The sequence below is a fragment of the Mesorhizobium sp. LNHC221B00 genome (assembly GCF_000502935.1).
In the GTDB taxonomy this organism is placed as follows: domain Bacteria; phylum Pseudomonadota; class Alphaproteobacteria; order Rhizobiales; family Rhizobiaceae; genus Mesorhizobium; species Mesorhizobium opportunistum.
In genome coordinates, this window is record NZ_AYWR01000001.1 from 254,398 (window position 1) to 279,315 (window position 24,918).

25 protein-coding genes are annotated in these 24,918 nt (G+C 64.1%); 11 read left to right on the forward strand and 14 right to left on the reverse strand.

Going from position 1 to position 24,918, the window contains the following annotated elements; genetic code table 11:
• Positions 1–41 precede the first annotated feature (41 nt).
• A complete protein-coding gene (locus X741_RS165040; RefSeq protein ID WP_023775899.1) occupies positions 42–581 on the reverse strand; it encodes a hypothetical protein in 540 nt (179 codons plus the stop codon).
• Positions 574–1,182, reverse strand: a complete 609-nt coding sequence (locus X741_RS165035; RefSeq protein ID WP_023775900.1) for a CGNR zinc finger domain-containing protein — start codon at positions 1,180–1,182, stop codon at positions 574–576. The genes X741_RS165040 and X741_RS165035 overlap by 8 nt, the downstream gene beginning before the upstream one ends.
• Before the next feature lie 145 nt (positions 1,183–1,327).
• Between X741_RS165035 and X741_RS165030 the strand changes: the two genes are divergently transcribed.
• The 4 genes from X741_RS165030 (at position 1,328) to X741_RS165015 (ending at position 5,833) form a co-directional block, all read left to right on the forward strand.
• Entirely contained in the window at positions 1,328–2,233 is a 906-nt protein-coding gene (locus tag X741_RS165030; RefSeq protein ID WP_023775901.1) for a branched-chain amino acid ABC transporter permease, read from the forward strand.
• A gap of 186 nt (positions 2,234–2,419) precedes the next feature.
• On the forward strand, positions 2,420–3,004 hold the full coding sequence (locus tag X741_RS165025; RefSeq protein WP_023775902.1) for a TRAP transporter small permease subunit: 585 nt from the start codon (positions 2,420–2,422) through the stop codon (positions 3,002–3,004).
• Complete coding sequence (locus tag X741_RS165020; protein WP_023775903.1) at positions 3,001–4,791, forward strand: TRAP transporter large permease subunit; 1,791 nt, start codon at positions 3,001–3,003, stop codon at positions 4,789–4,791. Before X741_RS165025 ends, X741_RS165020 begins: the two co-directional genes overlap by 4 nt.
• Before the next feature lie 13 nt (positions 4,792–4,804).
• A complete protein-coding gene (locus tag X741_RS165015) occupies positions 4,805–5,833 on the forward strand; it encodes a zinc-dependent alcohol dehydrogenase family protein (RefSeq protein WP_023775904.1) in 1,029 nt (342 codons plus the stop codon).
• Positions 5,834–5,910: 77 nt separating this feature from the next.
• Here X741_RS165015 and X741_RS165010 read toward each other — a convergent pair whose 3' ends face one another.
• Positions 5,911–7,020, reverse strand: coding sequence for a TRAP transporter substrate-binding protein (locus tag X741_RS165010; protein ID WP_023775905.1), 1,110 nt, complete (start codon positions 7,018–7,020; stop codon positions 5,911–5,913).
• A 261-nt stretch (positions 7,021–7,281) separates the two neighbouring features.
• On the opposite strand from X741_RS165010, the gene X741_RS165005 reads away from it, so the two are divergent.
• Complete coding sequence (locus X741_RS165005; protein WP_023775906.1) at positions 7,282–8,055, forward strand: gamma-glutamyl-gamma-aminobutyrate hydrolase family protein; 774 nt, start codon at positions 7,282–7,284, stop codon at positions 8,053–8,055.
• Here X741_RS165005 and X741_RS165000 read toward each other — a convergent pair whose 3' ends face one another.
• The 5 genes from X741_RS165000 to X741_RS164980 all read right to left on the reverse strand — a co-directional run bounded on the left by X741_RS165000 (position 8,056) and on the right by X741_RS164980 (position 12,116).
• Positions 8,056–8,460, reverse strand: a complete 405-nt coding sequence (locus X741_RS165000; protein WP_023775907.1) for a hypothetical protein — start codon at positions 8,458–8,460, stop codon at positions 8,056–8,058.
• Between the two features lie 85 nt (positions 8,461–8,545).
• Positions 8,546–9,529, reverse strand: coding sequence for a 2-hydroxyacid dehydrogenase (locus X741_RS164995; RefSeq protein WP_023775908.1), 984 nt, complete (start codon positions 9,527–9,529; stop codon positions 8,546–8,548).
• The gene (locus tag X741_RS164990; protein ID WP_023775909.1) at positions 9,526–10,548 is read right to left on the reverse strand and encodes a LacI family DNA-binding transcriptional regulator; all 1,023 of its coding nucleotides are present in this window, start codon (positions 10,546–10,548) and stop codon (positions 9,526–9,528) included. The genes X741_RS164995 and X741_RS164990 overlap by 4 nt, the downstream gene beginning before the upstream one ends.
• A gap of 78 nt (positions 10,549–10,626) precedes the next feature.
• A complete protein-coding gene (locus tag X741_RS164985; RefSeq protein WP_032927365.1) occupies positions 10,627–11,511 on the reverse strand; it encodes a DMT family transporter in 885 nt (294 codons plus the stop codon).
• 197 nt (positions 11,512–11,708) lie between these two features.
• The gene (locus X741_RS164980) at positions 11,709–12,116 is read right to left on the reverse strand and encodes a DUF2000 family protein (protein ID WP_023775911.1); all 408 of its coding nucleotides are present in this window, start codon (positions 12,114–12,116) and stop codon (positions 11,709–11,711) included.
• Positions 12,117–12,163: 47 nt separating this feature from the next.
• On the opposite strand from X741_RS164980, the gene X741_RS164975 reads away from it, so the two are divergent.
• Positions 12,164–13,039: an AraC family transcriptional regulator gene (locus X741_RS164975; protein ID WP_023775912.1), complete on the forward strand. Its 876-nt coding sequence runs from the start codon at positions 12,164–12,166 to the stop codon at positions 13,037–13,039.
• Positions 13,040–13,055: 16 nt separating this feature from the next.
• On the opposite strand, the gene X741_RS164970 is transcribed toward X741_RS164975, so the two are convergent.
• On the reverse strand, positions 13,056–13,526 hold the full coding sequence (locus X741_RS164970) for a MarR family winged helix-turn-helix transcriptional regulator (protein ID WP_013891578.1): 471 nt from the start codon (positions 13,524–13,526) through the stop codon (positions 13,056–13,058).
• Positions 13,527–13,943: 417 nt separating this feature from the next.
• On the opposite strand from X741_RS164970, the gene X741_RS164965 reads away from it, so the two are divergent.
• Together X741_RS164965 and X741_RS164960 are read left to right on the forward strand one after the other, a co-directional pair.
• The gene (locus tag X741_RS164965) at positions 13,944–14,999 is read left to right on the forward strand and encodes a GTP-binding protein (protein ID WP_023775913.1); all 1,056 of its coding nucleotides are present in this window, start codon (positions 13,944–13,946) and stop codon (positions 14,997–14,999) included.
• Between the two features lie 311 nt (positions 15,000–15,310).
• Positions 15,311–16,285, forward strand: coding sequence for a WD40 repeat domain-containing protein (locus X741_RS164960; protein WP_023775914.1), 975 nt, complete (start codon positions 15,311–15,313; stop codon positions 16,283–16,285).
• A gap of 15 nt (positions 16,286–16,300) precedes the next feature.
• Here the strand turns inward: X741_RS164960 and X741_RS164955 are convergent, their stop codons facing one another.
• Positions 16,301–16,753 carry a hypothetical protein gene (locus X741_RS164955; RefSeq protein ID WP_023765566.1) on the reverse strand — a complete coding sequence of 151 codons (453 nt, stop codon included), beginning with the start codon at positions 16,751–16,753 and terminating at the stop codon, positions 16,301–16,303.
• A gap of 157 nt (positions 16,754–16,910) precedes the next feature.
• On the opposite strand from X741_RS164955, the gene X741_RS164950 reads away from it, so the two are divergent.
• The 3 genes from X741_RS164950 (at position 16,911) to X741_RS164940 (ending at position 20,443) form a co-directional block, all read left to right on the forward strand.
• Positions 16,911–18,293 carry an aspartate aminotransferase family protein gene (locus X741_RS164950; protein WP_023775915.1) on the forward strand — a complete coding sequence of 461 codons (1,383 nt, stop codon included), beginning with the start codon at positions 16,911–16,913 and terminating at the stop codon, positions 18,291–18,293.
• Positions 18,294–18,304: 11 nt separating this feature from the next.
• A complete protein-coding gene (locus X741_RS164945) occupies positions 18,305–19,705 on the forward strand; it encodes a glutamine synthetase family protein (RefSeq protein WP_031249649.1) in 1,401 nt (466 codons plus the stop codon).
• Between the two features lie 90 nt (positions 19,706–19,795).
• Positions 19,796–20,443 carry a UdgX family uracil-DNA binding protein gene (locus X741_RS164940; RefSeq protein ID WP_023775917.1) on the forward strand — a complete coding sequence of 216 codons (648 nt, stop codon included), beginning with the start codon at positions 19,796–19,798 and terminating at the stop codon, positions 20,441–20,443.
• 9 nt (positions 20,444–20,452) lie between these two features.
• Here X741_RS164940 and X741_RS164935 read toward each other — a convergent pair whose 3' ends face one another.
• From X741_RS164935 to X741_RS164920, 4 genes are all read right to left on the reverse strand, one after another.
• Positions 20,453–21,718, reverse strand: coding sequence for a glycerate kinase (locus X741_RS164935; RefSeq protein ID WP_023775918.1), 1,266 nt, complete (start codon positions 21,716–21,718; stop codon positions 20,453–20,455).
• The gene (locus X741_RS164930) at positions 21,715–22,218 is read right to left on the reverse strand and encodes a heme-degrading domain-containing protein (protein WP_023775919.1); all 504 of its coding nucleotides are present in this window, start codon (positions 22,216–22,218) and stop codon (positions 21,715–21,717) included. The genes X741_RS164935 and X741_RS164930 overlap by 4 nt, the downstream gene beginning before the upstream one ends.
• 140 nt (positions 22,219–22,358) lie before the next feature.
• Positions 22,359–23,675: a guanine deaminase gene (guaD, locus tag X741_RS164925; protein WP_023775920.1), complete on the reverse strand. Its 1,317-nt coding sequence runs from the start codon at positions 23,673–23,675 to the stop codon at positions 22,359–22,361.
• A 2-nt stretch (positions 23,676–23,677) separates the two neighbouring features.
• Positions 23,678–24,895 (reverse strand): urate hydroxylase PuuD, encoded by a 1,218-nt coding sequence (locus tag X741_RS164920; protein ID WP_023775921.1) that lies wholly within the window; start codon positions 24,893–24,895, stop codon positions 23,678–23,680.
• Positions 24,896–24,918: the final 23 nt, after the last annotated feature.

Sequence of the window (24,918 nt, forward strand, 5' to 3'; positions counted from 1 at the left end):
CGCACGAAAATTCCAGCCAAATCGATGCCGGTCGGAGAGTATCAGCCGGCTTTCGAACAATCCGGCTTCGGCTCGCCGGGCAGCTTGCCATCGGGATGGCCGGCGAGGTCGGGATTGGCCGTATAGAGCTGGTCGATGACCAGCGGCCGGTCGGGCAGGATCGACTGGTCTTCCGTCGACATCAGCGTGGTTTCGATCTTCTGCAGGACCGCACCGTCGGCGCCCTTGATGCTGATGGCGATGGCATAGGGCTTGTTCTTGACGATGCAGGTCAGCGCCGGGCTCTCGAGGCTCACCTTGCCGAGCTTCGGCCAGACCTTCTGCTCGACCACGATAGGCGCACCGCCGGCCGGATTCTGGAAACTGGCAACCGCTACCTGGCCCTCACCTATCGGCTGCAAGGGCCGCAGCGTCACGACATAGGTCGCCCGGGCGAGACGGTAGTTGAAGACGAATATCTTGCCCGAAACCTCGAAAAGCTTGCCTTCGCCGTCCTTGCCAGTATCCCGGCAGGCGCCGAGCGCAACGGCGGCGATCAGCATTGCGCCGACAACGACCGAACGGGAAATCCTTCTAAGCATCCTTGACCTCATGGGCCGCCATGCGGCGGCGATAGTGACGGCTTGCCTTCTGCCGGTTGCCGCACACCGCCATGTCGCACCAAAGGCGGCTGGAATTGCGGCTCCTGTCGACGAACAGCCAGTTGCAGTTGGGACAGATCCTCAATCTCGCGACTGTATCGTCCCGAAGCAGCGACAGCGCCGAAACCGCCAGCGCCGTCTCGAAGGCGATCGGCGTCACGGGGTCGCCGAACGGCCTTCCCGGTGCGCCGATCTCGGTCCGGCTGCCAGCCAGGCCCTCGGCACAGGCCGTCAGGAACCCGGGCATATCCGCGGTCTCGAGCACCCCTTTCGACACCGCACCGCGAAACAGCCGGTCGGTCGCCTCGCGGATCGACAGCACGACGGGCGCGATCGCTGAGGGAGAGGAAACCGCAAGCCGCCTGTCGCCAAGCTCGTCGGCGCGAAAACCGCTGGCTGCCTCGGCAAAGCGGGCGATTTCGGCGGGATCGTCGAAGCGGTCGAAGGTGCGCTGCGGATCGCCGCGCAGCACGACGGTGTTCGCCGTATCGAGCGCGAGCAGGCCGCCGGTGAAGCGATGCGGGGTCCAGGCAACTGTCATGCCCAAAATCTAACCGATAAATCGCATTTGACAAGTTAGATTCGCCGATGCAAACCTCCTGTGGGTACGCTATCGTCGCCTTTGTCTTGAGCATTCCGTCTGCCCAAACCGCTGCGCTTTGGGCGACATGCTTTGCAGGTTTTGCATGCTCTATTTCTTCCAGCAGGTGCTGAACGGGCTGCATTCGGGTGCGCTCTATGCGCTGCTTGCCTTCGGCTACGTGCTGACCAACGGCATCCTGCACCGCACCAACCTTGCCTATGGCGCGCTGTTCGCCTTCTGCGGCCAGGCAATGATCCTGACCGTCGCCTTCGGCTACCAGGTGCTGTGGCTGACGCTGCTGGCTTCGGTGCTGCTCGGCGTCGTCGCGGCCTTGCTCTATGCCGCGCTCATCAGCCATGTCCTGTCGCGCAGCGTCTTCGAGCCGCTGGCCGACCGCACGCCCAATGCCATCGTGGTGACGACGCTCGGCATCCTGCTGGTGCTATCGGAAGCGAGCCGCATCGCGGCCGACACGCATGATATGTGGCTGCCGCCAATGCTGGCCCAGCCCATCGTTTTCGCCGAGGGCGCCGGCTTCAAGGCGACGTTGACGCTGATCCAGGTGCTCGACTGCGCGGCTGTCCTGGCAGCGGTTCTGCTCGCCACCTGGGTGTTTGCTCGCTCGAGCTTCGGCCGGTCCTGGCGCGCGGTCTCCGACGACCCGGGCGCGGCCGCGCTGTGCGGCGTCGACGTGCGCGCTGTGTTCCGACGCGCCGTGCTGTTCGGTGGCTTGTGCGCGGCGCTGGCCGGCGTGATGGCCAGCCTCTATTACGGCAATGTCAGCTTCGGGTCCGGCCTCGTCTACGGGTTGAAGATCCTGTTCGTGACGGCGGTCGGCGGATATCTCTCGCCGCCACGGGCAGCGCTGGGCGCAGCCGCCTTCGGCATGGCCGAATCGCTGTGGGCCGGCTATTTCCCGATCGAATGGCGCGATGCGTGGATGTATCTGTTCCTGGTGGCCATGCTGGTGCTGATCGGCGCTGGCCGCGACACCAGCAAAATCGCCTGAACCGATCAGACTTTGGTTGCATGACGCGGCGGCAGGCAGCCAGTCTTTGGCCCTCGCTTTGATCGATGCTGTTTTGTTGCCTCCATCCTTGTTGACCCGTCCGGCCACGCGCGGCATACCGTTGGGCCACGCGGCGTGACGACAAAAAGGGGGAGTCGGCACGCCTCCGATAAAAGGGAGGAATGCATGGCAGGGCTTCTCGCTCTCTCCAGGGCGATCGACCGCCTCAACGAATTCATCGGCAAGTCGGTGTCCTGGCTGATCCTGCTGGCGATCCTCGTGAGCGCGGTCAACGCCGTCATCCGCAAGGTTTTCGACATTTCGTCGAATGCGTGGCTGGAGCTGCAATGGTATCTGTTTGGCGCCGCCTTCATGCTGGCTGCCGCCTATACGCTGAAGCAGAACGAGCATATCCGCATCGACATCGTCTACGGCCTGTTCTCACGCCGCGTACAACACTGGATCGACCTTCTCGGCCATCTCCTGTTCCTGATGCCGTTCGTGACGCTGATGGTGTTCTATTTCGTGCCCTACGTGCGGCTGTCGTTTCACAGCGGCGAAATGTCCAACAATTCCGGAGGCCTGATCGTTTGGCCGGCCAAGGCCATCCTGCTGGTCGGCTTTTTCCTGCTGGCGCTGCAGGGCATTTCCGAGATCATCAAGAAGATCGCCATCATACGCGGCGACATGGACGATCCCAACCCCTTCATTTCCGTGCACGAACAGGCTGAGCTCGAAGCCAAGGCGCTCGCCGACGAGGTGCGCTCGTGATGGAGTTCATTGCCCAGAACATGGCGCCGATCATGTTCGCCTCGCTGATCCTGTTCATGCTGATCGGCTATCCCGTGGCCTTTTCGCTCGCCGCCAACGGATTGATGTTCTTCTTTATCGGCGTGCTCCTGACGCCCTATTCGGGCGGTGCGATCAACCTCGCCTGGCCGCTGCTCTATGCGCTTCCGGACAATTTCTACGGCAGCCGGGTGATGTCGAACGACACGCTGCTGGCGATCCCGTTCTTCACCTTCATGGGCATCGTGCTCGAGCGATCGGGCATGGCCGAGGACCTGCTCGACACGATCGGCCAGCTGTTCGGACCGATCCGCGGCGGTCTCGCCTACGCGGTGATCTTCGTCGGCGCTCTGCTGGCGGCGACCACCGGCGTGGTGGCGGCATCGGTCATCGCCATGGGACTGATCTCGCTGCCGATCATGCTGCGCTACGGCTATGACCGCCGGCTGGCGTCCGGCGTCATCGCCGCCTCCGGCACGCTCGCGCAGATCATCCCACCGTCGCTGGTGCTGATCGTGCTCGCCGACCAGCTCGGCCGCTCGGTCGGCGACATGTATGCCGGCGCGCTGATCCCCGGCCTGGTGCTGACCGGACTCTACGCGCTTTACATTCTCATCGTGTCGATCTTCCGGCCGAAGATGATGCCGGCGCTGCCACTCGAAGCACGCACGCTTGGACATGGCGTGATGTCGCTGCTGGTGGCGCTGGTGGCAGCGGTGGCCATATCCTATGCGGCGTACCGCTATCTGGCGCCGGCGCATGGCGACAATGCCGATATTCTGGGCGCCACGGCCGGCGTGATCGTGATCTATATCGTCGCGATTGCCGACCGGCGGCTGAATATCCACATGATGTCCAGGCTGGCGCAGCAGGTGGTCATCGTGCTGATCCCGCCGCTGGCGCTGATCTTCCTGGTGCTGGGCACCATCTTCCTCGGCATTGCCACGCCGACGGAAGGCGGCGCCATGGGCGCGGTCGGCGCATTGGCGATGGCCGCGGCAAAGGGCCGGCTGTCGCTGGATGTGATCAAGCAAGCACTCGCCTCGACGACGCGACTATCGTCCTTCGTGCTGTTCATCCTGATCGGCGCGCGCGTGTTCTCGCTGACCTTCTACGGCGTCAACGGCCAGATATGGGTCGAGCACCTTTTGACTTCGCTGCCGGGCGGCGAAGTCGGCTTCCTGATCGGCGTCAACATCCTCGTCTTCTTCCTGGCCTTCTTCCTCGATTTCTTCGAGCTGGCCTTCATCATCGTGCCGCTGCTGGCGCCGGCGGCCGACAAGCTCGGCATCGACCTGATCTGGTTCGGCGTGCTGCTCGGCGTCAACATGCAGACCAGCTTCATGCACCCGCCCTTCGGCTTCGCGCTGTTCTACCTGCGCTCGGTCGCCGCGCGGGTACCCTATCTCGACCGCCTCACCGGCAAGCAGGTCGCGCCGGTGACGACAGGCCAGATCTATTGGGGCGCGGTGCCGTTCGTCCTGATCCAGGTGATCATGATCGGACTGACCATCTCCTTCCCGCAAATGGTGATGCGCTACAAAGGCACGGCGACCGATCCAGGCACGATCGACTACAAGGTACCGGAAATGCCCTCTCTATCGCCGCTCGGCGCCCCGCAGGACGGCAGCGCACCTGCCAATGGCGGCAATGCGCCGGCCGCGCCCGGCACGCCGGACCTGTCGCAACCGCCGAGTTTCGGCGATGCGCCGCCGGCCAAGCCGGCGACACCGACGCCGGACCTTTCGCAGCCGCCGAGCTTCAACTGATGGGGACCACGCCATGAGAGCGGTGCGGCTGGAAGCGGTAGGCAGCATTTCGCTGCGCAAGGTCGACAAACCCGTTCCCGGACCGGACGATCTTCTGGTGCGGGTCGAAGCCTGTGGCGTCTGCGGCACCGACCGGCATCTTTTCCACGGCGAGTTTCCCTGCAGGCCGCCAGTGACGCCCGGCCACGAATTCTCGGGCATCATCGAGGCTGTTGGAGCCGAAGTCTCCGGCTTTGCCGTCGGCGACCGCGTCACCGGCGACCCCAATATCGCCTGCGGGCGGTGTCCGCATTGCCATGCCGGCCGGGTCAATCTCTGCCGCAATCTCAACGCCATCGGCATCCACCGCGACGGCGGCTTTGCCGACTATGTCGTGCTGCCGCAGAAACAGGCTTTTATCCTGCCCGCCGGTTTGAAGCCGACGCATGGCGCGTTCTGCGAGCCGCTCGGCTGCTGCCTGCATGGCGTGGACCTGGCCGAGATCAAGCCCGGCAGCTCGGTGGTCGTGCTCGGCGGCGGCGTGATCGGCCTGCTCACCGTGCAACTGGCGCGGCTGGCCGGCGCCACGACCATCATCCTGTCGACCAGGCAGGCTTCACGGCGCGCACTCGCCGAGGAGTTAGGCGCGACAGCGACGGTCGACCCGATCGCCGGCGACATCATCGATGCCATCGCCGGGCCAACCGGTCTTGTGCCCGGCGGCGCCGACGTGGTGTTCGAATGCGCCGGGGTGCGCGAGACCGTCGAGCAATCAATGCGGCTGGCACGGGCCGGCGGCACGGTCGTCATCGTCGGCGTGACGCCGCAAGGCATGAAAGTGGAATTCGAACCCTTCGACCTGTTGTTTCGCGAACTCAAGGTGCTTGGCTCTTTCCTCAATCCCTACACGCACCGCCGCGCCGCCGAGCTGATCGCGTCGGGCGCGATCGAGGTCGACCGGCTGATCTCCAGGCAAGTGCCGCTCGAAGAGGCGGCTGACGTGATTGCCAACCCACCGGCTCCAGGCGAGGTCAAGGTGCTGGTGGTGCCCGGTTTGGCCTGACGGGCGAGCTTTCGGAGTTGGCGCCGCCCCTTGTCGCCCTGCCGGGCGGATGAGGGGCGGCGTAGACTTCGACAGCGCTACAGTTTGCCGTTGCGCTGCTGGACCATCATGAAGGTGTCGTAATTGTATTCGGCCACCTGCGCCCAGAGATAGTGCTCCTTGCGGAAGCCCTTGATCGAATCCCAGATCTTCTTGAACGGCGCGTTGGAGGCTTCCATTTCGGCGTAGACTTCGTTGGCCTTCTCGAAGCAGGCGGCCATGATGTCCTGGCTGAACGGACGCAGCTTGGCGCCCCCGGCCACCAGCCGCTTCACCGCCGGAGGGTTCAAATAGTCGTATTTCTGCAGCATGTTGGCATCGGCGGCCTGGGCCGCGGTGCGCAGCAGCGACTTGTAGGTCGGCGAAAGCTCTTCGTATTTCGACTTGTTGAACATCAGGTGGACGGTCGGTCCGCCCTCCCACCAGCCGGGATAGTAGTAATAGGGCGCGACCTTGTAGAAGCCGAGCTTCTCGTCGTCATAGGGGCCGACCCATTCGGCGGCGTCGATGGTGCCTTTTTCCAGCGCCGGATAGATGTCGCCGCCGGCGATCTGCTGCGGCACGACGCCGAGCTTCTGCACCACTTTGCCGGCGAAGCCGCCGATGCGCATCTTGAGGCCGGAGAGGTCGGCGACCGTGTTGATCTCCTTGCGGAACCAGCCGCCCATCTGCACGCCGGTGTTGCCGCCGGGCAGGCCGAACAACCCTTGCGTGGCGAGAAACTCGTTGAACAGGTCGATGCCGCCGCCATGGTAGTGCCAGGCGTTCATGCCGCGCGCGTTGAGCGAGAAGGGAACGGCCGCACCCAGCGCCCATGTCGGATCCTTGCCCCAGTAATAATATGCCACCGTGTGGCAGGCTTCGACAGTGCCGGCCGTGGTGGCGTCGGCGGCCTGCAGGCCTGGCACGAGTTCACCGGCGGCAAAGACCTGGATCTGGAAATTGCCGTCGGTGGCTTCCGACAGCATCTTGGAGAACACTTCGGCGCCGCCATAGATGGTGTCGAGCGACTTCGGGAAGGACGACGCAAGCCGCCATGTCACCTTGGGATTTGACTGGGCTATTGCCGGTGCCGCAAGCGTGGCGGCCGCGGCGGCGGCACCGACGCCGGTCACGCCGGCCCTGCGGATGAATGAACGACGATCCATGAAGTTCCTCCCTATTGGATCAACAGACCGACCTCGGGAAATCCTCGGCTCCCGCATCGGTTGGCCGAAACAATACACAGGCGAGAAGCCTAGTCCAGCACGGCGGCCGGATTTGGTGACCAAGCCGTGCAGCCCTGCAACTATAGTCTAACAGCCGGTTTCGTGGCCCATGCGAGATGCTGAAACTTGGCATGGAAAAATTTCGGGAGATCGCCTATTTTGGAGGCAGGACATCCTTGCCCAGATGGAAAACAGAGCCAAATGCACCAGCCGCTCGTCGCCATATCGACCGACGTCCGTCAGTTCGACAACTACACCTGGCATGCCGCCCCACAGCAGTATCTGGAAGCCGCGATCACCGGCGCCGGCGTGTTCCCGCTGCTGGTGCCGTCATTCGGCGACAGGCTCGACTTCGACGAACTCCTGTCCTCAGTCGACGGTGTCATGGTCACCGGCTCGAAGTCCAACGTACATCCCTCGCTTTACGGCGGCGACGCCAGCGAGGCCAACGGCCCTTATGATCCGGCTCGTGACGCCACCACGCTGCCGCTGATCCGCAAGGCGATCGAGCGCGGCGTGCCGCTGCTTGCAATCTGCCGCGGCATCCAGGAGTTGAACGTCGCGCTCGGCGGCACGCTCGGCACCGAGATCCAGGAGCGCGAAGGTTCGCTCGACCACCGCGCGCCCGTGAGCGACAAGCAGGACGAACGCTTCGCCATCCACCAGACCATTTCGATCAAGCCAGGCAGCTGCCTGGCCGGCGTGTTCGGTGCCGGCGACATGAAGGTCAATTCGTTGCACCGCCAGGCGATCGACCGGCTGGGGTCGAAGCTCGAGATCGAGGCTGTCGCCACTGACGGCACGGTCGAAGCGGTTTCGGTCAAGGGGGCCCGCGCCTTTGCCGTCGGGGTCCAATGGCATCCGGAATACTGGGTCAAATCGGACAGCAACTCGGTCAAGATTTTCCGCGCCTTCGGCGATGCGGTACGCCTGCATGCGGCTGCGAAAGCCGGTGCGCGGGCCGCTGCGGAATAATCAGTCTTCCGACTTCAAACCACCGGTGGCTGCCAGCGACAGCAAGGGCGTGGCTGGGGCATAGGATTCGTAACCGTTGCCGTCGGCAATACTGAAAGTGACGATCGGATCGATGCCGTTGGCGCTGAAGGCGACCGAGCCGTCGGTTTGTTCACGCCAGAATTTTGCTTGCTCGATACCTGGCAGGAGCCGGCGGCAGGTCGGCGCGACGGTAACCAGCGACAAGCCATCGGAAATTTCGGCGCCGCGGCTGACCGCGCAAGCCGCCTCGTCGCCATTGGCGACAAGCCTGTAGGTGTTGAACGGGGCGGGCTCGTTGGCCGCGCTTTCCCCAGTGCCGCCATGAAACAGCTGGATACCGCCAAACAGCGCAGCGGCTGCGATCAATGCGGAGAGCGTCTTCATCCTGGTCTTCATCCCTGTACACGGACAGGATAAACAGTGATTTCCAAGGGTTAAGCCGACGTTAATAAATGTGGCAAACTGCCACTCAGCCGCGAGCCCTCACATTCGCAGTCTCCGGCACGGGCGTCAGCGGGCGGTGCTCGCCGAACCAGGACACCAGATTGTCGACGCACAGATCCGCCATGGCGCGGCGCGTGTGCTGCGAGGCCGAACCGACATGCGGCAACAAGGAGGCGTTCGGTGCGTCGAGCAGCGCCTTCGGAACATTCGGCTCGGCGGCGAAGACATCGAGCCCGGCGGCCGCGATGGTGCCGTTGGCCAGGGCTGCCGCAAGGGCGGCCTCATCAACCGTGCTGCCACGGCCGATGTTGACGAAGACGCCGTTGGCGCCGAGCGCCGACAGGATCTCGGCGTTGACTGCCTTCTGTGTCGAAGCGCCGCCAGGCGCCACCGAAATCAGCGTGTCGACCGCTTCGGCGAGGCCCTTGAGCGTCGGGTGATACTGGTAAGCAAGACCTTCGACGCGACGCCGGTTGTGGTAGGCGACCGGTAGGCCGAACGCTTCCAGCCGCCGGGCGATGGCTCGTCCGATGCGGCCCATGCCGAAAATGCCGACGCGGCGTGCACGCAAGGTCAGCCGGCTCAGCGGATAGTCGCCCTTCTTCGCCCAGCTGCCGTCGCGCAGCCAGGTTTCGGCGCGCGGCAGGTCACGGATGGTGTTGATAAGCAGCCCGATCGCGGTGTCGGCGACCTCCTCGGTCAAGACGTCGGGCGTGTTGGTGACCATGATGTTGTTCGCCGCCGCATGGCCAACATCGACCGAATCATAACCGACGCCGAAGGAGGCGATCAGTTCGAGATTGGGCAGCGCATCCATCATCGCCGCGTTGATGCCGGCAAACGAAGCAATGCCCCGCACCGTGCTGCTCATCTCGTCGGTGACCAGCGCCGGATCGGCGCGCTCGATGGCGATGCGCCTGAAGGTCCGCTCGATGCGCCCAACCGCGTGGTCGCTGAAACCCGCCGGCACCAGAATGGCGACGGCTTGCAACTCTTCGGCCTTCATCATGCACGCTCCACCGGTTTGCCGGTCGACTGGCGCACATGCAGTTCCGGCTTGATCAATTCCTGCGAGGGCCGCACCGTCTGCCCGTTGAGCTTGTCGAGCAGTGCGCTGGCGGCGCGGCGGCCAACCTCGCGCTGCCCGTTCCAGACGGTGGTCAGCGCCGGCGTGGCGATCGCCGCCTCTTCGAGATCGTCATAGCCGGTGACGGAGATGTCGACGCCGGGCACCAGGCCGGCACGCGCGATACCGTTCATCAATCCGATGGCGACAAGGTCGTTCCAGCAGCAGGCCGCGGTCGGCTTGTCCTTCAGTGCCAGGAACTGCCCGGCGGCCTCGAAGCCGGCCTGCTTGGTGCGCGGGCCGGCAATGCGCCAGGACGGCCTGACTTCCATTCCTGCCGCTTCCATGGCGTTGACATAGCCCTGATAGCGGTCGCGTCCGGTCGAGGTCTGGTCGGTGCCGCCGATCATGGCGATGCGCTTGTGGCCGAGCGAGATCAGGTGATTGGTGGCGAGCCCCGTTCCATAGGCATCGTCGCCGCGGAACACCGGCACGTCGGCGCCCTCGACAGTGCGCGCGATCAGCACCGCCGGCAGGCCGTTCTCCTCGGCCATCACGATGTCGGAAGCCGGGGTGCCGATGGCCGGTGACATGATGACGCCATCGGCGCCGAGCTGCAGCAGCGTGTCGATGAAGGTGCGCTGCTTCTCGAGCTGGTCGTAGTGGTTGGACAGGATGAAGGTCTGCCGGCTGCGGTCGAGCTCGCTTTCGATCGAGCGCAGTATCTCGGCGAAGAACGGGTTCATGATGTCGTGCACGACGACGCCGACAATCCCCGAGCGCGAGGTGCGCAGGCTGGCGGCGCGGCGGTTGTAGATATAGCCGATGGCGCGGGCATGCTCCTTGATGCGGTCGCGCGTCGAGCCGGCGACCAATGGGCTGTCGCGCAGCGCCAGCGAAACCGTGGCCGTGGACACGCCGAGCGCATCCGCGATCGTCGAAAGCTTGATTTTTTGTGCCAGCGCCTTGCGCTCCCCGAACGACCTGAATTCTGACCTAAACTGTTTAAAGGCGGCGTTATGCCACCGATCGGGGGCAAATCAAAGTTTTTTTGCCAGCGCTTCCGCCTCGACATCGGAAGCCGCGCGGCTCTGCAGCCGAAGCCGGTGTTCGCGGTGCACGATGTAGAGGCCACTGGCGACGATGATGGCCGCGCCGAGCAGCGTCCAGCGGTCGGGGAACTGCTTGAAGACGATCCAGCCGGAAATGATCATCCACACCATCTGCGAATAGGGATAGGGAGCGAGCGCCGTTGTCGTCGCCAGCCGGTAGGCCTGGACCAGCAGCCAGTGCCCGACGCCGCCGAACACGCCAAGCATGAGCAGGATGAACCAGTGCCAGCCATCATGCGGCAGCGAGAACGAGAACGGCAGCAGGGGCAACAGCAGCACCGTCGGCGCGAGCGCCGAAAACAAGATAAGGCTTTCCGGAGTTTCGGTCGCCGACATGCGGCGGGTCATGATGACGTAGAAGCAGTTCGACAGCATCGAGCCGAGCGCGAAGAGATGCCCGATGCCGAAAACGCCGACACCCGGCCTGGTGATGATCAGAACACCGGTGAAGGCAGCCACGATAGCCAGCCAACGCCGCCAGCCGGCCCATTCGCCGAGCAGCGGGCCGGCAAGTGCGGTGATCACCATCGGTCCAAAGAAATAGATCGATGTCGTCTCGGCCAATTGCAGGGACCGCAGCGCCAGGACGTTGAAAATGGTGGAGCCGAACAGGAACAGTCCGCGCAGCACATGCGCCGGCAGACTGACCGGGCGAAACCGCACCGGCTGGCGCCAGCCGCGCAGGAGAGCGCCGACCAATACGACATGCACGGCAAAGCGCACCCAGGCGACGATCAGCACCGAGACCCCGGCCAGGACAAGATATTTGCTTGAGGTGTCGAGGAAGGTGAAGAAGACATAGGTGGAAAGCATGCACAGGATCGCCACCGGCGGCGTCGCGCTTTCTAAGTGTCTTTGGGGAGCATTCACTTGCAGGCCGGGAAAAGCTGGGCTGAAGCCCACCTTTGCGGGAATTGCCGCTTGCCGGCAAGCCAATTGTCGCCCGCTGCCGCGCCTGAGCGTGCTGGCCTAACAACAGGTGCCGCCAGGCTTAGTCCATGCCTATGTCGCTAGGCGTGCATGCGGGCGCCCTTGGTAACCTTGTCGACCACCTTCTTCTCGGCGCGCAGCGCGATGCCGACCACCTTGGCGTCTTCGGGCGCAAACTCGGCGAAGACGGCGCGATTGGCGGCGTCGAAGCCGGTCGAAAACATCTTCTCGACATAGAGCGAGGTCGTCACGCCACGCTCGAGCGTGCGCCGGTGGATCGCAGCGAGCGTCGCCTGATCCGCCGACAGCACGATGACCGGCTGGATCGACAGCGGATTGTAAAGATTGCCTGACCGGTCGCGGTAGGGTTCGCCAATGATGCCAGGGAACTGGGCGACGACGCCGCTGGTCAGGAAGGCCGTGACGTTGAGTTTCTGCCAGACCGGCAGGTCCTCCCTGAGCACGATTGCAAATTTCGTATCGAACATGAGACATTACCCATTCGAACTGTCCCCATTCGAGGCTGAAGGAGACGATGTCGCACGATCTAGGCAGCCAGGCCTTCGAGGGTCTTGGACGTTTGTGCGCCGATGCGGCGCAAAACTGCATCATTTCCGCTCCCGACCCTGCGGGCATGGAGCGGATCGAGGCGCGGTTCCACGGCAGCGCCTTCGACCTGCACCGCCATGACACCTATGCGATCGGGGTGACGCTGCAGGGCGTGCAGACCTTTCGCTATCGTGGTGCGACGCGGGTAAGCCTGCCCGGCCAGATCATCGTGCTGCATCCCGACGAATTGCATGACGGCGGCGCCGGCACCGAGGACGGGTTGCGCTACAGGATGCTCTATCTCGAACCGTCGCTGATGCTCGACTGCCTTGGCGGCGCATCGTTGCCCTTCGTCAGGGACGCCGTGGTGACGGACGATGCCTTTTGCGCAACGCTGCTTTCGGCACTGGGGCCGCTGGAGCAGGAACTCGACGAACTGTTCGTCGACGACTTCCTGGCGCAGCTGATACAGAGGCTCTCGCGGCACGCCGGCCAGCCGGGCAAGCCGATGGCCAGGACGGCGTGGCAAGCGGCAGCGGCCGCGCGTGACTATCTCACGGAAAACCTGAACCGTCCGGTGGGTTCGAGCGAATTGGAGGCGATCACCGGGCTCGACCGCTATGCCTTGTCACGGCATTTCCGCGCCGCCTTCTCAACCAGCCCGCATCGTTTCCTGGTGATGCGCCGGCTTCAGCACGCGCGGCGGATGATCATGGCCGGCGAACCATTGGCGCAGATTGCCGTCGAGGCCGGCTTCAGCGACCAGAGCCATTTCAACAGGCAATTCAAGAAGGCGTTCGGCATGACGCCGGGACGCTGGTCTTCGCTGATCCGTGGACCGGCCGCGATGGCGGCGGCCTGATCGTCGTACCGGACGATCAGTCGTCCGACTCGGCGTCGTCGTCCATCAACACCAGCTCCTCGTTGGAGAGGTTGGCCTCGATGCGGGCAAGCAGCTTGAACAGCGCCTTCTGGTCCTTCTTGTCGAGGCCTTTCAGCGCCTGCTTCTCGGTCTTCTTCACCGACTTTTCGATGGCGCGGATGGTTTCGCGGCCGGTGTCGGTCAAGAAGATGTGCGCCTGGCGGGCATCGGCCTCGGAGGCGCGCTTTTCCAGGAAACCCTGCGCCTGCAGCCTGTTGATGGTCTTGGTGATGGTGGGCGGGCGCACGCCGAGGCGACCGGCAAGATTGCCCGGCGTCTGGCCGTCCTCGCGGTCGAGCGCCAGCATGATCTGGTCCTGGCCGGCATAGAAGCCGTGCGCCAGAAGCCGAGCCGCCAGTGCGGTCCTTGCCAGCCTTGCCGCGGAATGCAGCCGGCTCATCGTTGCAGTCTTGTCCGCCTTGGCCATGGTCATCCCTCTTCGGCCGTACCGGTGCGTGCAGCATAGACGCAGCCGGCCGGTTGGCAATCGACGATCGAAAAGATTCCGGCGCTTCAAACAGCTTTGCCGGCAAGCATTGCGGTGTCCGCCGTGGCTAATGCCAGATGTTTATTTCAGTTAGATGACAAACGAGTTTCGGCAGTTGCGGATTCACAGCCACCGAGCGGGCGCGATGTGACGGTCGGCAGACCTGGACGGACGCCCCGTTTGTCGTCACGTCGCGGAGGCAGCGAAGCTTTTCGCAGCCAGGATCGTGGGACAATCCCGGGGGGGCCGCCTTGGCCCATTGGTTTGCCCCGTGCAAAAGCCCGGCACACATCCTATATGGAACCGACAATCCCTTTCGCGGCCCCAGATTTTGGCCTAGTCAGTTCGAGGCAAGCCATGAGCGACGCACAGACGCAGATCCCCGTAACCGTTCTCACCGGCTATCTCGGTGCCGGCAAGACGACACTGCTCAACCGCATCCTGTCGGAGAGCCACGGCAAGCGCTACGCCGTCATCGTCAATGAATTCGGCGAAATCGGCATCGACAACGACCTGATCGTGGAATCCGACGAGGAGATCTACGAGATGAACAATGGCTGCGTCTGCTGCACTGTGCGCGGTGACCTGATCCGCGTCGTCGAAGGCCTGATGCGCCGCCCCGGCCGCTTCGACGCCATCGTGGTCGAGACCACCGGTCTCGCCGATCCGGTGCCTGTGGCGCAGACCTTCTTCATGGACGACGACGTGCGCTCCAAGACCAAGCTCGACGCGGTGGTAGCGCTGGTCGACGCCAAGCATCTGCCGCTCCGGCTCAAGGATTCCAGGGAAGCCGAGGACCAGATCGCCTTCGCCGACGTCGTCGTGCTCAACAAGACCGATCTGGTCACGCCCGAAGAGCTTGCCAAGGTCGAGGCGACGATCCGCGCCATCAATCCGGCGGCGAGGATCCACCGCACGACGCGCGCCGGTGTCGCCCTTTCCGAGGTGCTCGACCGTGGCGCCTTCGACCTCTCCAAGGCGCTGGAAAACGATCCGCATTTCCTCGAGGCGCATGACGACCACGATCACCATCATCATGCCCACGATGGTCACGATCACCATGACCATCATGGGCATGACCACCACCATCATGCGCATCCCTCCGACATCCATGATGTGACGGTGCAGTCGGTGTCGCTGCGCGGCGGCGAGATGGACCCGAAGAAATTCTTCCCGTGGATCGAGAAGATCACCCAGATGGAAGGCCCGAACATCCTGCGGCTGAAGGGCATCATCGCGCTCAAGGGCGACGATGAGCGCTACGTCATCCAGGGTGTGCACATGATCATCGAGGGCGACCACCAGCGCGCCTGGAAAGACGGCGAGAAACACGAGAGCCGGCTGGTGTTCATCGGCCGCGAACTCGACGCCGAGCGGCTGAAGAAGAGCTTTGACGCCTGCCAGGCTGCTTGATTTCCGAAGTTTATAGCGCTAGCGCTGCCCGTTCTTCCTTCTCCCCTTGTGGGAGAAGGTGGCCTCGCGAAGCGAGGTCGGATGAGGGGTGTTCCAGCTTGGCGCCNGTTCTTCCTTCTCCCCTTGTGGGAGAAGGTGGCCTCGCGAAGCGAGGTCGGATGAGGGGTGTTCCAGCTTGGCAATGACGGCACTCCGTCACGCACCCCTCATCCGTCTCGGCGCTGCGCGCCGATCCACCTTCTCCCACAGGGGGAGAAGGCGGAGCGCACCCAGCCGCGCTGGCGGCTTCCGATCGAATGGAATGTTCTTACATGCCCACCGTCGCCCCGCTTGATCTCGAAGGCCACTGCCTTGCCGCCGTCTTCCTCGGCGATGTGCCGCATTTCGTGCTGGCCGATGGCGCCGTCCACCGGCTCGACAATGGCCACAAGACGGTTCAGGCCAATGACGGGCTGCTCGCGGCCTTCCACGACGCAGCCAACGACCGGCTGATCACCGGCGGTGAGGACGGCAAGGTGTTTGCCGTGAAGGCAGGTGGCGAGGCACAGGAATTGGCGACAGCCGGCAAGAAGTGGATCACCAGCGTCGCGGCCGGACCGCAGGGCGCCATTGCCTATGCGACGGGGAAAACCGCCTTCGTGCGTTTCGCCGACGGCAAGACCCGGGAATTCGTCCATCCGCGCTCGGTCGAGGGACTGGCGTTTTCGCCCAAGGGCATGCGCTTCGGTGTTGCCCGCTACAATGGCGCGACGCTGCATTTCCCAGCCGCCGAGGGCAAGCCGGTGGAACTTGAATGGGCCGGCGCCCACACCGGCATCACCTTTTCGCCGGACGGCGCCTTCCTCGTCACCACCATGCAGGAAAACGCCTTGCACGGCTGGAAGCTGGCGGACGGCAAGCACATGCGCATGACCGGCTATCCCGGCAAGGTCAAAAGCCTGTCATGGAGCGTCAAAGGCAAATGGCTGGCGAGTTCCGGCGCGCCGGCGGCGATCGTCTGGCCGTTTTCAGGCAAGGACGGCCCGATGGGCAAGGCGCCGCTGGAACTCGGCACGCGCGGCAACGCCATGGTGACGGCAGTCGCTTGCCACCCGAGCCAGGATGTCGTCGCCGTCGGCTATGATGACGGCATGGTGATGGCGGTGCGCTTCTCGGACGCCAAGGAAGTGCTGTTGCGGCGGCCAGGCAAGGGCGCGATCACCTCGATGATGTGGGACAAGGAAGAACGCCGCATCGCCTTCGGCAGTGCCGCCGGCGACTGCGGCGTCATCGACATCACGGCGTAGTTTCAAAATAGCGGATCACTCGGCGCCGCACGACACCTTGCCCGTCAACTCCGTCGGCTTGCCGTCCTTGTCCGTGTCGGCGGCATTGTCATAGACGGCAAGCGTGTACTGCCCGTCATAGACGCCTTCGTCGCTGGTTTTGGTCAGGATCGTCAGTTCAACTGAATTGAAGGTGCTTGCCACCTCGTACTCGCGGTAGATGTTCAGCCGCAGCTCCTTGTCGTCCAGCCAGTACTGGGTCAGGTTGGAATCCTCGAACACCGTCTTGCGCAATCCGTCGCCGGCCGGCCGCGCCTTGATTTCGAGATCGCCGCGAAAGTTGAAGGTCGGGCCGCCCATTCCTCTGGTGACGCCGGCGCCGACGTCGAATGTGACAGCCGTATCGTCGGCGTTGCACCAGATGCCGCCCGAGGCGAGGGCCGCGCCGGCCGACGACAGAAACATTGCCACACAGACAATCGTCCGCATTTTTGCCTCCCCACCTCAATCCTACACTCATATTGGCGCTGACTTCAGCGGCACGGTCAAGCGCCGCTGCCGAACGCTGCGCCAATAGAGGACGGGCGCCCGGCCAATTGCGGATGCCGACACGGATTGGCTAAGAGGAACGATCAGAGGGGTTTCCATGCACAGCAGCGACATGTCAAAGACGGTCATCGGCGGCATCAGCCGCGACCGCATCGCCAATCTGCGCGAGACCGAAGGAGAAGTGTTCCGCAAGGCACGGCCGAAATCGCAAGCGAAGGTCGGCAACGGCCTGCCCGGCTTCTTCGGCGGCGTGCCAATGCACTGGATGAAGGACTGGCCAACGCCATTTCCGATCCTGGTCGACAGCGCCAGGGGCGCCACGATCACCGACATCGACGGCAACAGGCTCGACGATTTCTGCCTCGGCGACACCGGCTCGATGTTCGGTCATTCGCCGCCAGCGGTGGCGCGCGCCATCCGCCGCCAGGCCGGGCGCGGGCTGACCTATATGCTGCCTTCGGAAGACGCGCTCGCCATCGGGCCGCTGCTGCAGCAGCGTTTCGGCCTGCCGTTCTGGCAGATCGCGACGACGGCGACCGACGCCAACCGCTTTGCGCTGCGCGTCGCCCGCGCCGTCACCGGCCGGGAAAAGATCCTGGTCTTCAACGGCTGCTATCACGGCTCGGTGGACGAGACGATGGTGCGGCTGATCGACGGAAAGCCCGTCAACCGGCCGGGACTGGCTGGCGAGTTCCGCGACCTGACCCGAACGGCCAAGGTCATCGAGTTCAACAACATTCCGGCGCTCGAGGCAGCGCTCAAGGACAAGGATGTCGCCTGCGTCATCGCGGAACCGGTGCTGACCAATTCCTGCATGGTTCTGGCCGATCCCGGCTTCCACGATGCGTTGCGGCGTCTCACCCGCGCGACCGGCACGCTGCTTCTGATCGACGAAACGCACACGATTTCGACCGGTCCGGGCGGCTACACAAGGAAATACGGGCTCGATCCGGACTTGTTCGTGCTGGGCAAGCCGATCGCCGGCGGTGTGCCGGCAAGCGTCTGGGGCATGAGCGACGAGGTCGCCTCGCGCTACGCCGATTACAACAGGACGAAGGAACCGGGCTATTCCGGCATGGGCACGACGCTCTCGGCCAACCCGCTGCAGTTCGCCACCATGCGCGCCACGCTCGAAGAGGTGATGACCGAGGACAATTACGCTCGCATGGACCATCTGGCACGGCAGCTCGATGCCGGCCTGACCGGCGCGATCGACCGCTATCGCCTGCCCTGGCATGTCGCCCGTGTCGGCGCCCGGGTCGAGTTCATCTGCGCGCCCGGCCCGCTGCGCAATGGCGCCGAGGCGGAGGGTGCGCATGCGCCGGAGCTGGAAGCCGCCATCCATGTCGCGCTGGTCAATCGCGGCGTGTTGATCGCGCCCTTCCACAACATGATGCTGATCTCGCCGGCGACGTCAGGCGCCCAGGTCAACCGGCTGATCGCCGCCTTCGGCGCGGTTGCGGCAAAGCTTGCGGCATGAGACAAGCGGCCATGGACAATGCCATCGTGACCTCACCTTCGGGCTCCTCGCCCACCGAGGCGCAAGCCTTTCTCGACGCCCATCCCGAAATCGAAGCCTTCGATATCGTGCTGACAGACGCCAATGGCGTCGGCCGCGGCAAGATCGTGCGCCGGCATGAGCTGAAAAGCATCTTCGAGGGCGGCCGCCACATGCCGATCTCGATCCTCGGCCTCGACATCACCGGCGAGGATGTGCACGAAACCGGACTGATCTGGACGACCGGTGACGGCGATCTCCGGGCATGGCCGATCCCCGGCACGCTTGTGCCGCTCCATGGCACCAACCCGCCGCGCGGCCAAGTGCTGATGGCGATGTACCATCTCGAAGGCCAGCCGATGTCTTCGGACCCGCGGCTGGCACTGGCCCGGCAAGTCGACATACTGGCGGCAAAGGGCCTCTATCCGGCCGGTGCCTTCGAACTCGAATTTTTCCTGCTGGCCAACGAACGCGACGCCGACGGCAAGGTGCAGCCGGCGCGCGCGGTGCTTGACGGCCGGGTCTCAGGCAAGACGGAAGTTTATTCCGTCGACCATCTGCACGGCATGGAGCCGCTGTTCTCCGACATCTATGCGGCCGCCAAGGTGCAGGGAATTCCGGCCGAGACGGTGATTTCCGAATATGCGCCGGGCCAGTACGAATTGACGCTGAACTACCGCAAGGACGTGATGCGGGCAGCCGACGACCTCGTCATGCTGAAGCGGCTGGTGCGGGCACAGGCGCGCCGTCACGGCGTCACCGCCTGTTTCATGGCCAAGCCGATCGAGAAATACGCCGGTTCGGGCATGCATTTCCACGTCTCGCTGCAGGACAAGGCGGGCCGAAACGTATTTTCGGAAGCCGGCGGCGAAAGCTGGTCGCTGCCCCTGCTGCGCGGTCTCGGCGGCCTGATCCAGACGATGGCGGAATCGATGCTGGTGTTTGCGCCGCACGCCAATTCCTGGCGGCGTTTCGTCTCGCAATCCTACGCCCCGGTCGCACCGACCTGGGGCGTCAACAACCGTTCCGTGGCGTTGCGCGTGCCGGCGGGCGACGCCAAGAACCGGCGCATCGAGCACCGGCCGTCCGGTGTCGACGCCAACCCCTACCTGATTGCCGCGACAGTGCTCGCCGGTATCATCAAGGGCCTCGACGAGGGGCTTGATCCCGGCCCCGAAACGACCGGCAATGGCTATGAGGCGGCCGTCACCCGTACGACGATGCCGGCCGACTGGCGCGCCGCCATCGAGGCCGCGAGGGGGTCGAGCTTCCTGAAGGGTGCGCTCGGCGAGGATTTGCACCGCACCTTCGTGGCGATCAAGCAGTCCGAATATCTTCGCGTCGCGCGCACGGTGAGCGAACTGGATTATCATCTCTACCTGCACGAGGTCTGAGCAGGGAACCATCGCCCCCTTCGACCATTTCAATATTGGAATGGACGAGGCAGGATGATGGCGACCACAGGCCTTCCGCGCGATGCGAAGATGCCGGCCCGGCGCGTTTCCGCGCCACGCGCCGAACTGAAATCGGACGAGCCTGATGCCAACTCGATCCCGGAACTGCGCGAGGCGGCGGAAGGTTGCCGTCGCTGTCCGCTGTGGCGCAATGCAACGCAGACCGTGTTCGGCGAAGGGCCTGATGGGGCCAAGGTGATCTTCGTCGGCGAACAGCCCGGTGACCAGGAGGATCTCGCCGGCAAACCATTTGTCGGCCCGGCGGGCAGGGTGTTCGATGCCATCCTTGATGACGCGGACGTTGACCGTCAAAAAGTCTACGTCACCAACGCGGTCAAGCACTTCAAATTCGAGCCGCGCGGCAAGCGTCGCATCCACTCCAAGCCGAATGCCGGCGAGGTTCAGGCTTGCCGCTGGTGGCTCGACCAGGAGTTCGATCTCATCAAGCCGAACCTCGCCGTGGCGCTCGGCGCCACTGCGGCATTGTCGCTGCTGGGCAAGGCGATCCCGGTGACGAAGATGCGCGGCCAGGTGATCGAGCGCGAGGACGGCTTGCGTGTGTTCGTCACCATCCACCCCTCCTTCATCCTGCGCATCCGCGAGGCCGCGGACAAGGCGGCCGAACGCGAGCGCTTCCTGCAGGACATGAAGCAGGTGAAGCGGTTGATGGCTGCTTGAGTTGTTACCCTAACGTATAAGGATCGCCCGGAGATCATTGACATTCGTGCCCGTCGGGCCGGGCACGAAAAGGTCGCCGACGGCGTCGAACGCCGTCCAGGCGTTGTTGCCCGCCAGCATGGCCTTGGCATCCACACCCGCCGCCCGCATGCGCGAAACGGTCGAACCATCGGCGAAGGCGCCGGCATTGTCTTCCGACCCGTCGATGCCGTCCGTGTCGGCGGCCAAGGCGTGGACACCCTCAACGCCGTTGGTGCCGATGGCGAAGGCGAGCAGGAATTCCGAGTTGCGGCCACCCTTGCCCTTGGCGCGCAAAGTCACGGTTGTTTCGCCACCGGACAGGATCAGCACCGGCTTTTGGAATGGGCGGTTGCGCGTCGCGACCTCACGCGCAATCGCCGCATGCACGCCGCCGACCTCACGCGCTTCGCCCTCGATGGCGTCGGAGAGGATGACCGCTTCGATGCCCCGGCGCCTCGCTTCCGCCGCGGCCGCTTCCAGCGAGACGCCGGCCGAGGCGATGAGATGCACCTCGTTGCGCGAAAAGCGCTGATCGTCGGGATTTGGGGCATCGGCAGCCGGCGAATTGATGTGCGCCATCACCGCAGCCGGCAGCTTCATGCCATAGGCCGCTATCGATGCCAGCGCATCTTCACGGCTGCCAACGTCCGGCACGGTTGGCCCGGAGGCGACAAGTGCAGGATTGTCGCCGGGAATGTCGGAGACAACCAGCGACACCACCTTGGCCGGCCATGCGGCGGCCGCCAGCCGGCCACCCTTGATGGTGGAAAGGTGCTTGCGGATGGTGTTCATCGCCGCGATCGGTGCGCCGGAAGCAAGCAGCGCCTCGTTGACGGCTATCTCGTCGGCGAGGGTCAGGCCGGCGGCCGGCGACGGCAGCAGCGCCGAGCCGCCGCCGGAAATCAGCGCCACGACAAGGTCGTCCGCGGTCAGCCCCCGGACCTTTTCCAGCAATCGCCGCGAGGCTTCCAGGCCAGCGGCGTCCGGCACAGGATGCGCCGCCTCGATGATCTCGATCCGCTCGCATTTGGCACCATAGCCGTAGCGGGTGACAACCAGACCTTCGATCGGCCCGTCCCAGACCTTCTCGAATGCCGCCGCCATCTGCGCCGAGCCTTTTCCCGCGCCAATGACGATGGTGCGACCTTTGGGTCTGGCCGGCAGATGATCCCTGATGGTGCGCTCCGGATCGGCGGCGGCGACGGCGGCGTCGAAGATCGAGATGAGGAAGGCCTTGGGGTCGAGCTCTGTCATTTGGCTTCCGGCGGCAAGGCAAGCTCTTGGCGGTCGATGCCCAGGTGTGCGCACAGCGCATCGACGACCACGCCGTGATCCTCGCGCTCCGGCAGGCCGGACACCGCGATCACGCCGATGACGCCGGAGCCCTTGACCGTGACCGGAAAACCACCGCCGGCCAACACATAGTCCGAGATGTCGAGGCCTTCGCCGACCTTGAAGGTGCGGTCCGGGCGTTGCTGCTCCAGCACCAGCCGATAGGTGCTCCTGAGATACCGCCTGACGACGTTGATCTTGCGCCGCGCCCAGTCGGGATTGGAGGCGTTCGAGCCCGGCATCGCCGCATAGAACAGCGGCCGGTCGAAAGTCCTGATGTCGACGATAACTGGCATGTTCTCGGCAAGCGCGCGGTCGCGGATGGCCGAACCGATCTTGAAAGCGACAGCCTCGTCGAAGGCGGGAAAGACAAGAACCTCTTCCTGTCTCTTGATCAGAGCGATGTCGTCCGCGGCGGCCATTTTCTTCCTCCGAAAATCGTCACACGTCGTTTGTACGACAAGCTCTGCCCGGTCAAGCTCCGTCGCAGCGGTCGTCTTGCCCCGCCAGCGTCGCCCCCCCACTCCACCGAGTTGCGGTCCTCTCCCCTCGGCGGTCGGTCTTAAACCGCGATCATGTCTGTCTTCGCTGCCCGCCCGGCGACATAGACCTCGCGCACGGCGCGGTCATCGCCCAGCGTCTGCAGGAGAAACAGTTCCTGGGCCAGGGTCTCGACCGTTTCCATCCTGAGCCGCATCGCCGGCGTGGCGTTCGCATCCAGCACCACGATGTCGGCATCGGTGCCTTCGGTCAGCGTGCCGATCCTTTCCACCGCCGACAGCGCCTCGGCATTGCCGCGCGTGATCTGCCAGAAAGACTGGAACGGGTTCAGCTTCTCGCCATTCAACGCGATCACCTTGTAGCCCTCGTCCATGGTGCGCAGCATCGAATAGTTGGTGCCGCCGCCGACATCGGTGGCGGCGGCGATGCGCAGCGCTTTGTCACGCTTGCGGTAGCGCTGATAATCGAACAGGCCGGAGCCGAGGAAGAGGTTGGAGGTCGGACAGAATACCGCAACCGAGCCGCTATTCGACAGCGCGTCCGCCTCGCGCTCGGAGAGATGGATGCAGTGGCCGAACAGGCTCTTTTTGCCCAGCAGGCCGTAATGCTCGTAGACCTCGGTGTAGTCGCGCGACCACGGATAAAGCTGTTGTGTGAAGGCGATCTCGGCGTGGTTTTCCGACAGATGCGTCTGCATGTGCAGGTCGGGGTGCTCGCGGCAGAGCGCTCCTGCCATCTCCATCTGCTGCGGCGACGAGGTGATGGCGAAGCGCGGGGTGATGGCATAAAGCTGGCGCCCCTTGCCATGCCATTCCTTTATCAGCGCCTTGGTGTCGTCATAACCGGATTGCGGCGTGTCGAGCACACCTTCGGGCGCATTGCGGTCCATCATCACCTTGCCGGCGATGTTGAGCATGTTGCGATCGTGCGATTCGGCGAAGAAGGCCTCCGCCGAGGCCTTGTGCACCGAGCAGTAGGCGACCACCGTCGTGGTGCCGTGACGCACCATCTCGTCGAGGAACAGCCGCGCTATGCGGCGTCCATGCTGCGCGTTGGCGAATTTTTTCTCCTCCGGGAAGGTGTAGGTGTTCAGCCAGTCGAGCAGTTCGGCGCCATAGGAAGCAATGACCTGCATCTGCGGAAAATGCGCATGCGCATCGATCAAGCCGGGCAGCAACAGATGCGGCCGGTGGTCGATTTTTCTCACCGCCTCGCCAGCCTGCTTTTCGACGTCGGCATAGGCACCGGCGGCGACGATCCTGCCATCGCCGATCAGCAGGCCGCCATCTTCCTCGTAGCGCCAGGCCGAATGGTCGTCGATGGTTTGCGGCCAGCGCTCGAAGGACAGCGTGCGGCCGCGCAGAAGTATCGAGGTCATGCCTATTTCCCTGCGCCTTCGAACCAGGCCACCAGCAGCGCCCGCTCCTTGTCTGATATCTGCGAGACATTGGCAGGCGGCATGGCGTGGCTGCGTCCGGCCTGCAGATAAATCTCGCGGGCATGCTCGGCGATACCTGCGTCGGTGTCGAGCATCACGCCCTTGGGTGCATGATAGATGCCCTCATAGACCGGCTCCGCCGCATGGCACATCGAACAGCGGCCGAGCACGGTGTCGCGCACGGCGGGGAAATGCGCGGAGGCGATATAGAGTTCCGCCGATGCGGATGGCTTGGGTTCGTCGGTCAGCACCCTCGGCACGGTCGACAGCCAGATGATGATGATGAATAGGACAAGGGCGCCCAGCCAGGTCCAGTGCGGGTTGCCCTTGCGCGCATGGACGCTGTTGAAATAGTGCCGGATCAGCACGCCGATGATGAACACCAGCGAGGCGATGACCCAGTTGAACTCGGTCCCGAACGCCAGCGGATAATGGTTCGACAGCATCAGGAAGAGCACCGGCAGCGTCAGATAGTTGTTGTGGAGCGAGCGCTGCTTGGCGATCTTGCCGTATTTCGGATCGGGCTTGCGGCCGGCGATGAGGTCGGCAACGACGATCTTCTGGTTGGGGATGATGACCATGAAGACATTGGCCGACATGATGGTGGCGGTGATGGCGCCCAGATGCAGGAAGGCGGCGCGGCCAGTGAACAGGTGCGTCAGCCCCCAGGCGATGAACACCAGCACGCAGTAGAGCACCAGCATCAGGCCGGTATCGCTTTTGCCCAGCGGCGAGCGGCACAGGAGATCATAAACCACCCAGCCGACGCCGATTGTCGCCATGGACAGCAAGATGCCCACGGGTACCGACATCGGCAGCACGTTGGGATCGATCAGGAACAGATCGGCTCCGGCATAATAGACCACGCACAGCATGGCGAAGCCTGACAGCCAGGTGGCGTAGGATTCCCATTTGAACCAGGTCAGGTGCTCGGGCATCTCGGCCGGCGCCACCAGATATTTCTGGATGTGGTAGAAGCCGCCGCCATGCACCTGCCATTCCTCGCCGAAGGCACCGACCGGCATGCCCGGACGCTGGCGCAAGCCAAGATCGAGCGCGACGAAATAGAAAGACGAGCCGATCCAGGCGATGCCGGTGATGACATGCAGCCAGCGCACGGCGAAGCTCAGCCAGTCCCAGAAAATCGCGAAATCCATCATTGACGTCGTCCCTGCCGATGACG

Excerpts from the sequence above, each read along its gene's own strand:
- X741_RS164975 (WP_023775912.1), top strand. The coding sequence starts at position 12,164 with ATGTCGCACGATCTAGGCAGCCAGGCCTTCGAGGGTCTTGGACGTTTG.
- X741_RS164950 (WP_023775915.1), top strand. The coding sequence starts at position 16,911 with ATGCACAGCAGCGACATGTCAAAGACGGTCATCGGCGGCATCAGCCGC.
- X741_RS164920 (WP_023775921.1), bottom strand. The coding sequence starts at position 24,895 with ATGATGGATTTCGCGATTTTCTGGGACTGGCTGAGCTTCGCCGTGCGC.
- X741_RS164935 (WP_023775918.1), bottom strand. The coding sequence starts at position 21,718 with ATGACAGAGCTCGACCCCAAGGCCTTCCTCATCTCGATCTTCGACGCC.
- X741_RS164960 (WP_023775914.1), top strand. The coding sequence starts at position 15,311 with ATGCCCACCGTCGCCCCGCTTGATCTCGAAGGCCACTGCCTTGCCGCC.
- X741_RS164955 (WP_023765566.1), bottom strand. The coding sequence starts at position 16,753 with ATGCGGACGATTGTCTGTGTGGCAATGTTTCTGTCGTCGGCCGGCGCG.
- X741_RS164930 (WP_023775919.1), bottom strand. The coding sequence starts at position 22,218 with ATGGCCGCCGCGGACGACATCGCTCTGATCAAGAGACAGGAAGAGGTT.
- X741_RS164985 (WP_032927365.1), bottom strand. The coding sequence starts at position 11,511 with ATGCTTTCCACCTATGTCTTCTTCACCTTCCTCGACACCTCAAGCAAA.
- X741_RS165010 (WP_023775905.1), bottom strand. The coding sequence starts at position 7,020 with ATGGATCGTCGTTCATTCATCCGCAGGGCCGGCGTGACCGGCGTCGGT.
- X741_RS164970 (WP_013891578.1), bottom strand. The coding sequence starts at position 13,526 with ATGGCCAAGGCGGACAAGACTGCAACGATGAGCCGGCTGCATTCCGCG.
- X741_RS164945 (WP_031249649.1), top strand. The coding sequence starts at position 18,305 with ATGGACAATGCCATCGTGACCTCACCTTCGGGCTCCTCGCCCACCGAG.
- X741_RS164980 (WP_023775911.1), bottom strand. The coding sequence starts at position 12,116 with ATGTTCGATACGAAATTTGCAATCGTGCTCAGGGAGGACCTGCCGGTC.
- X741_RS164965 (WP_023775913.1), top strand. The coding sequence starts at position 13,944 with ATGAGCGACGCACAGACGCAGATCCCCGTAACCGTTCTCACCGGCTAT.
- X741_RS164995 (WP_023775908.1), bottom strand. The coding sequence starts at position 9,529 with ATGATGAAGGCCGAAGAGTTGCAAGCCGTCGCCATTCTGGTGCCGGCG.
- X741_RS165025 (WP_023775902.1), top strand. The coding sequence starts at position 2,420 with ATGGCAGGGCTTCTCGCTCTCTCCAGGGCGATCGACCGCCTCAACGAA.
- guaD (WP_023775920.1), bottom strand. The coding sequence starts at position 23,675 with ATGACCTCGATACTTCTGCGCGGCCGCACGCTGTCCTTCGAGCGCTGG.
- X741_RS165005 (WP_023775906.1), top strand. The coding sequence starts at position 7,282 with ATGCACCAGCCGCTCGTCGCCATATCGACCGACGTCCGTCAGTTCGAC.
- X741_RS165015 (WP_023775904.1), top strand. The coding sequence starts at position 4,805 with ATGAGAGCGGTGCGGCTGGAAGCGGTAGGCAGCATTTCGCTGCGCAAG.
- X741_RS165040 (WP_023775899.1), bottom strand. The coding sequence starts at position 581 with ATGCTTAGAAGGATTTCCCGTTCGGTCGTTGTCGGCGCAATGCTGATC.
- X741_RS164940 (WP_023775917.1), top strand. The coding sequence starts at position 19,796 with ATGCCGGCCCGGCGCGTTTCCGCGCCACGCGCCGAACTGAAATCGGAC.
- X741_RS165035 (WP_023775900.1), bottom strand. The coding sequence starts at position 1,182 with ATGACAGTTGCCTGGACCCCGCATCGCTTCACCGGCGGCCTGCTCGCG.
- X741_RS165000 (WP_023775907.1), bottom strand. The coding sequence starts at position 8,460 with ATGAAGACGCTCTCCGCATTGATCGCAGCCGCTGCGCTGTTTGGCGGT.
- X741_RS165030 (WP_023775901.1), top strand. The coding sequence starts at position 1,328 with ATGCTCTATTTCTTCCAGCAGGTGCTGAACGGGCTGCATTCGGGTGCG.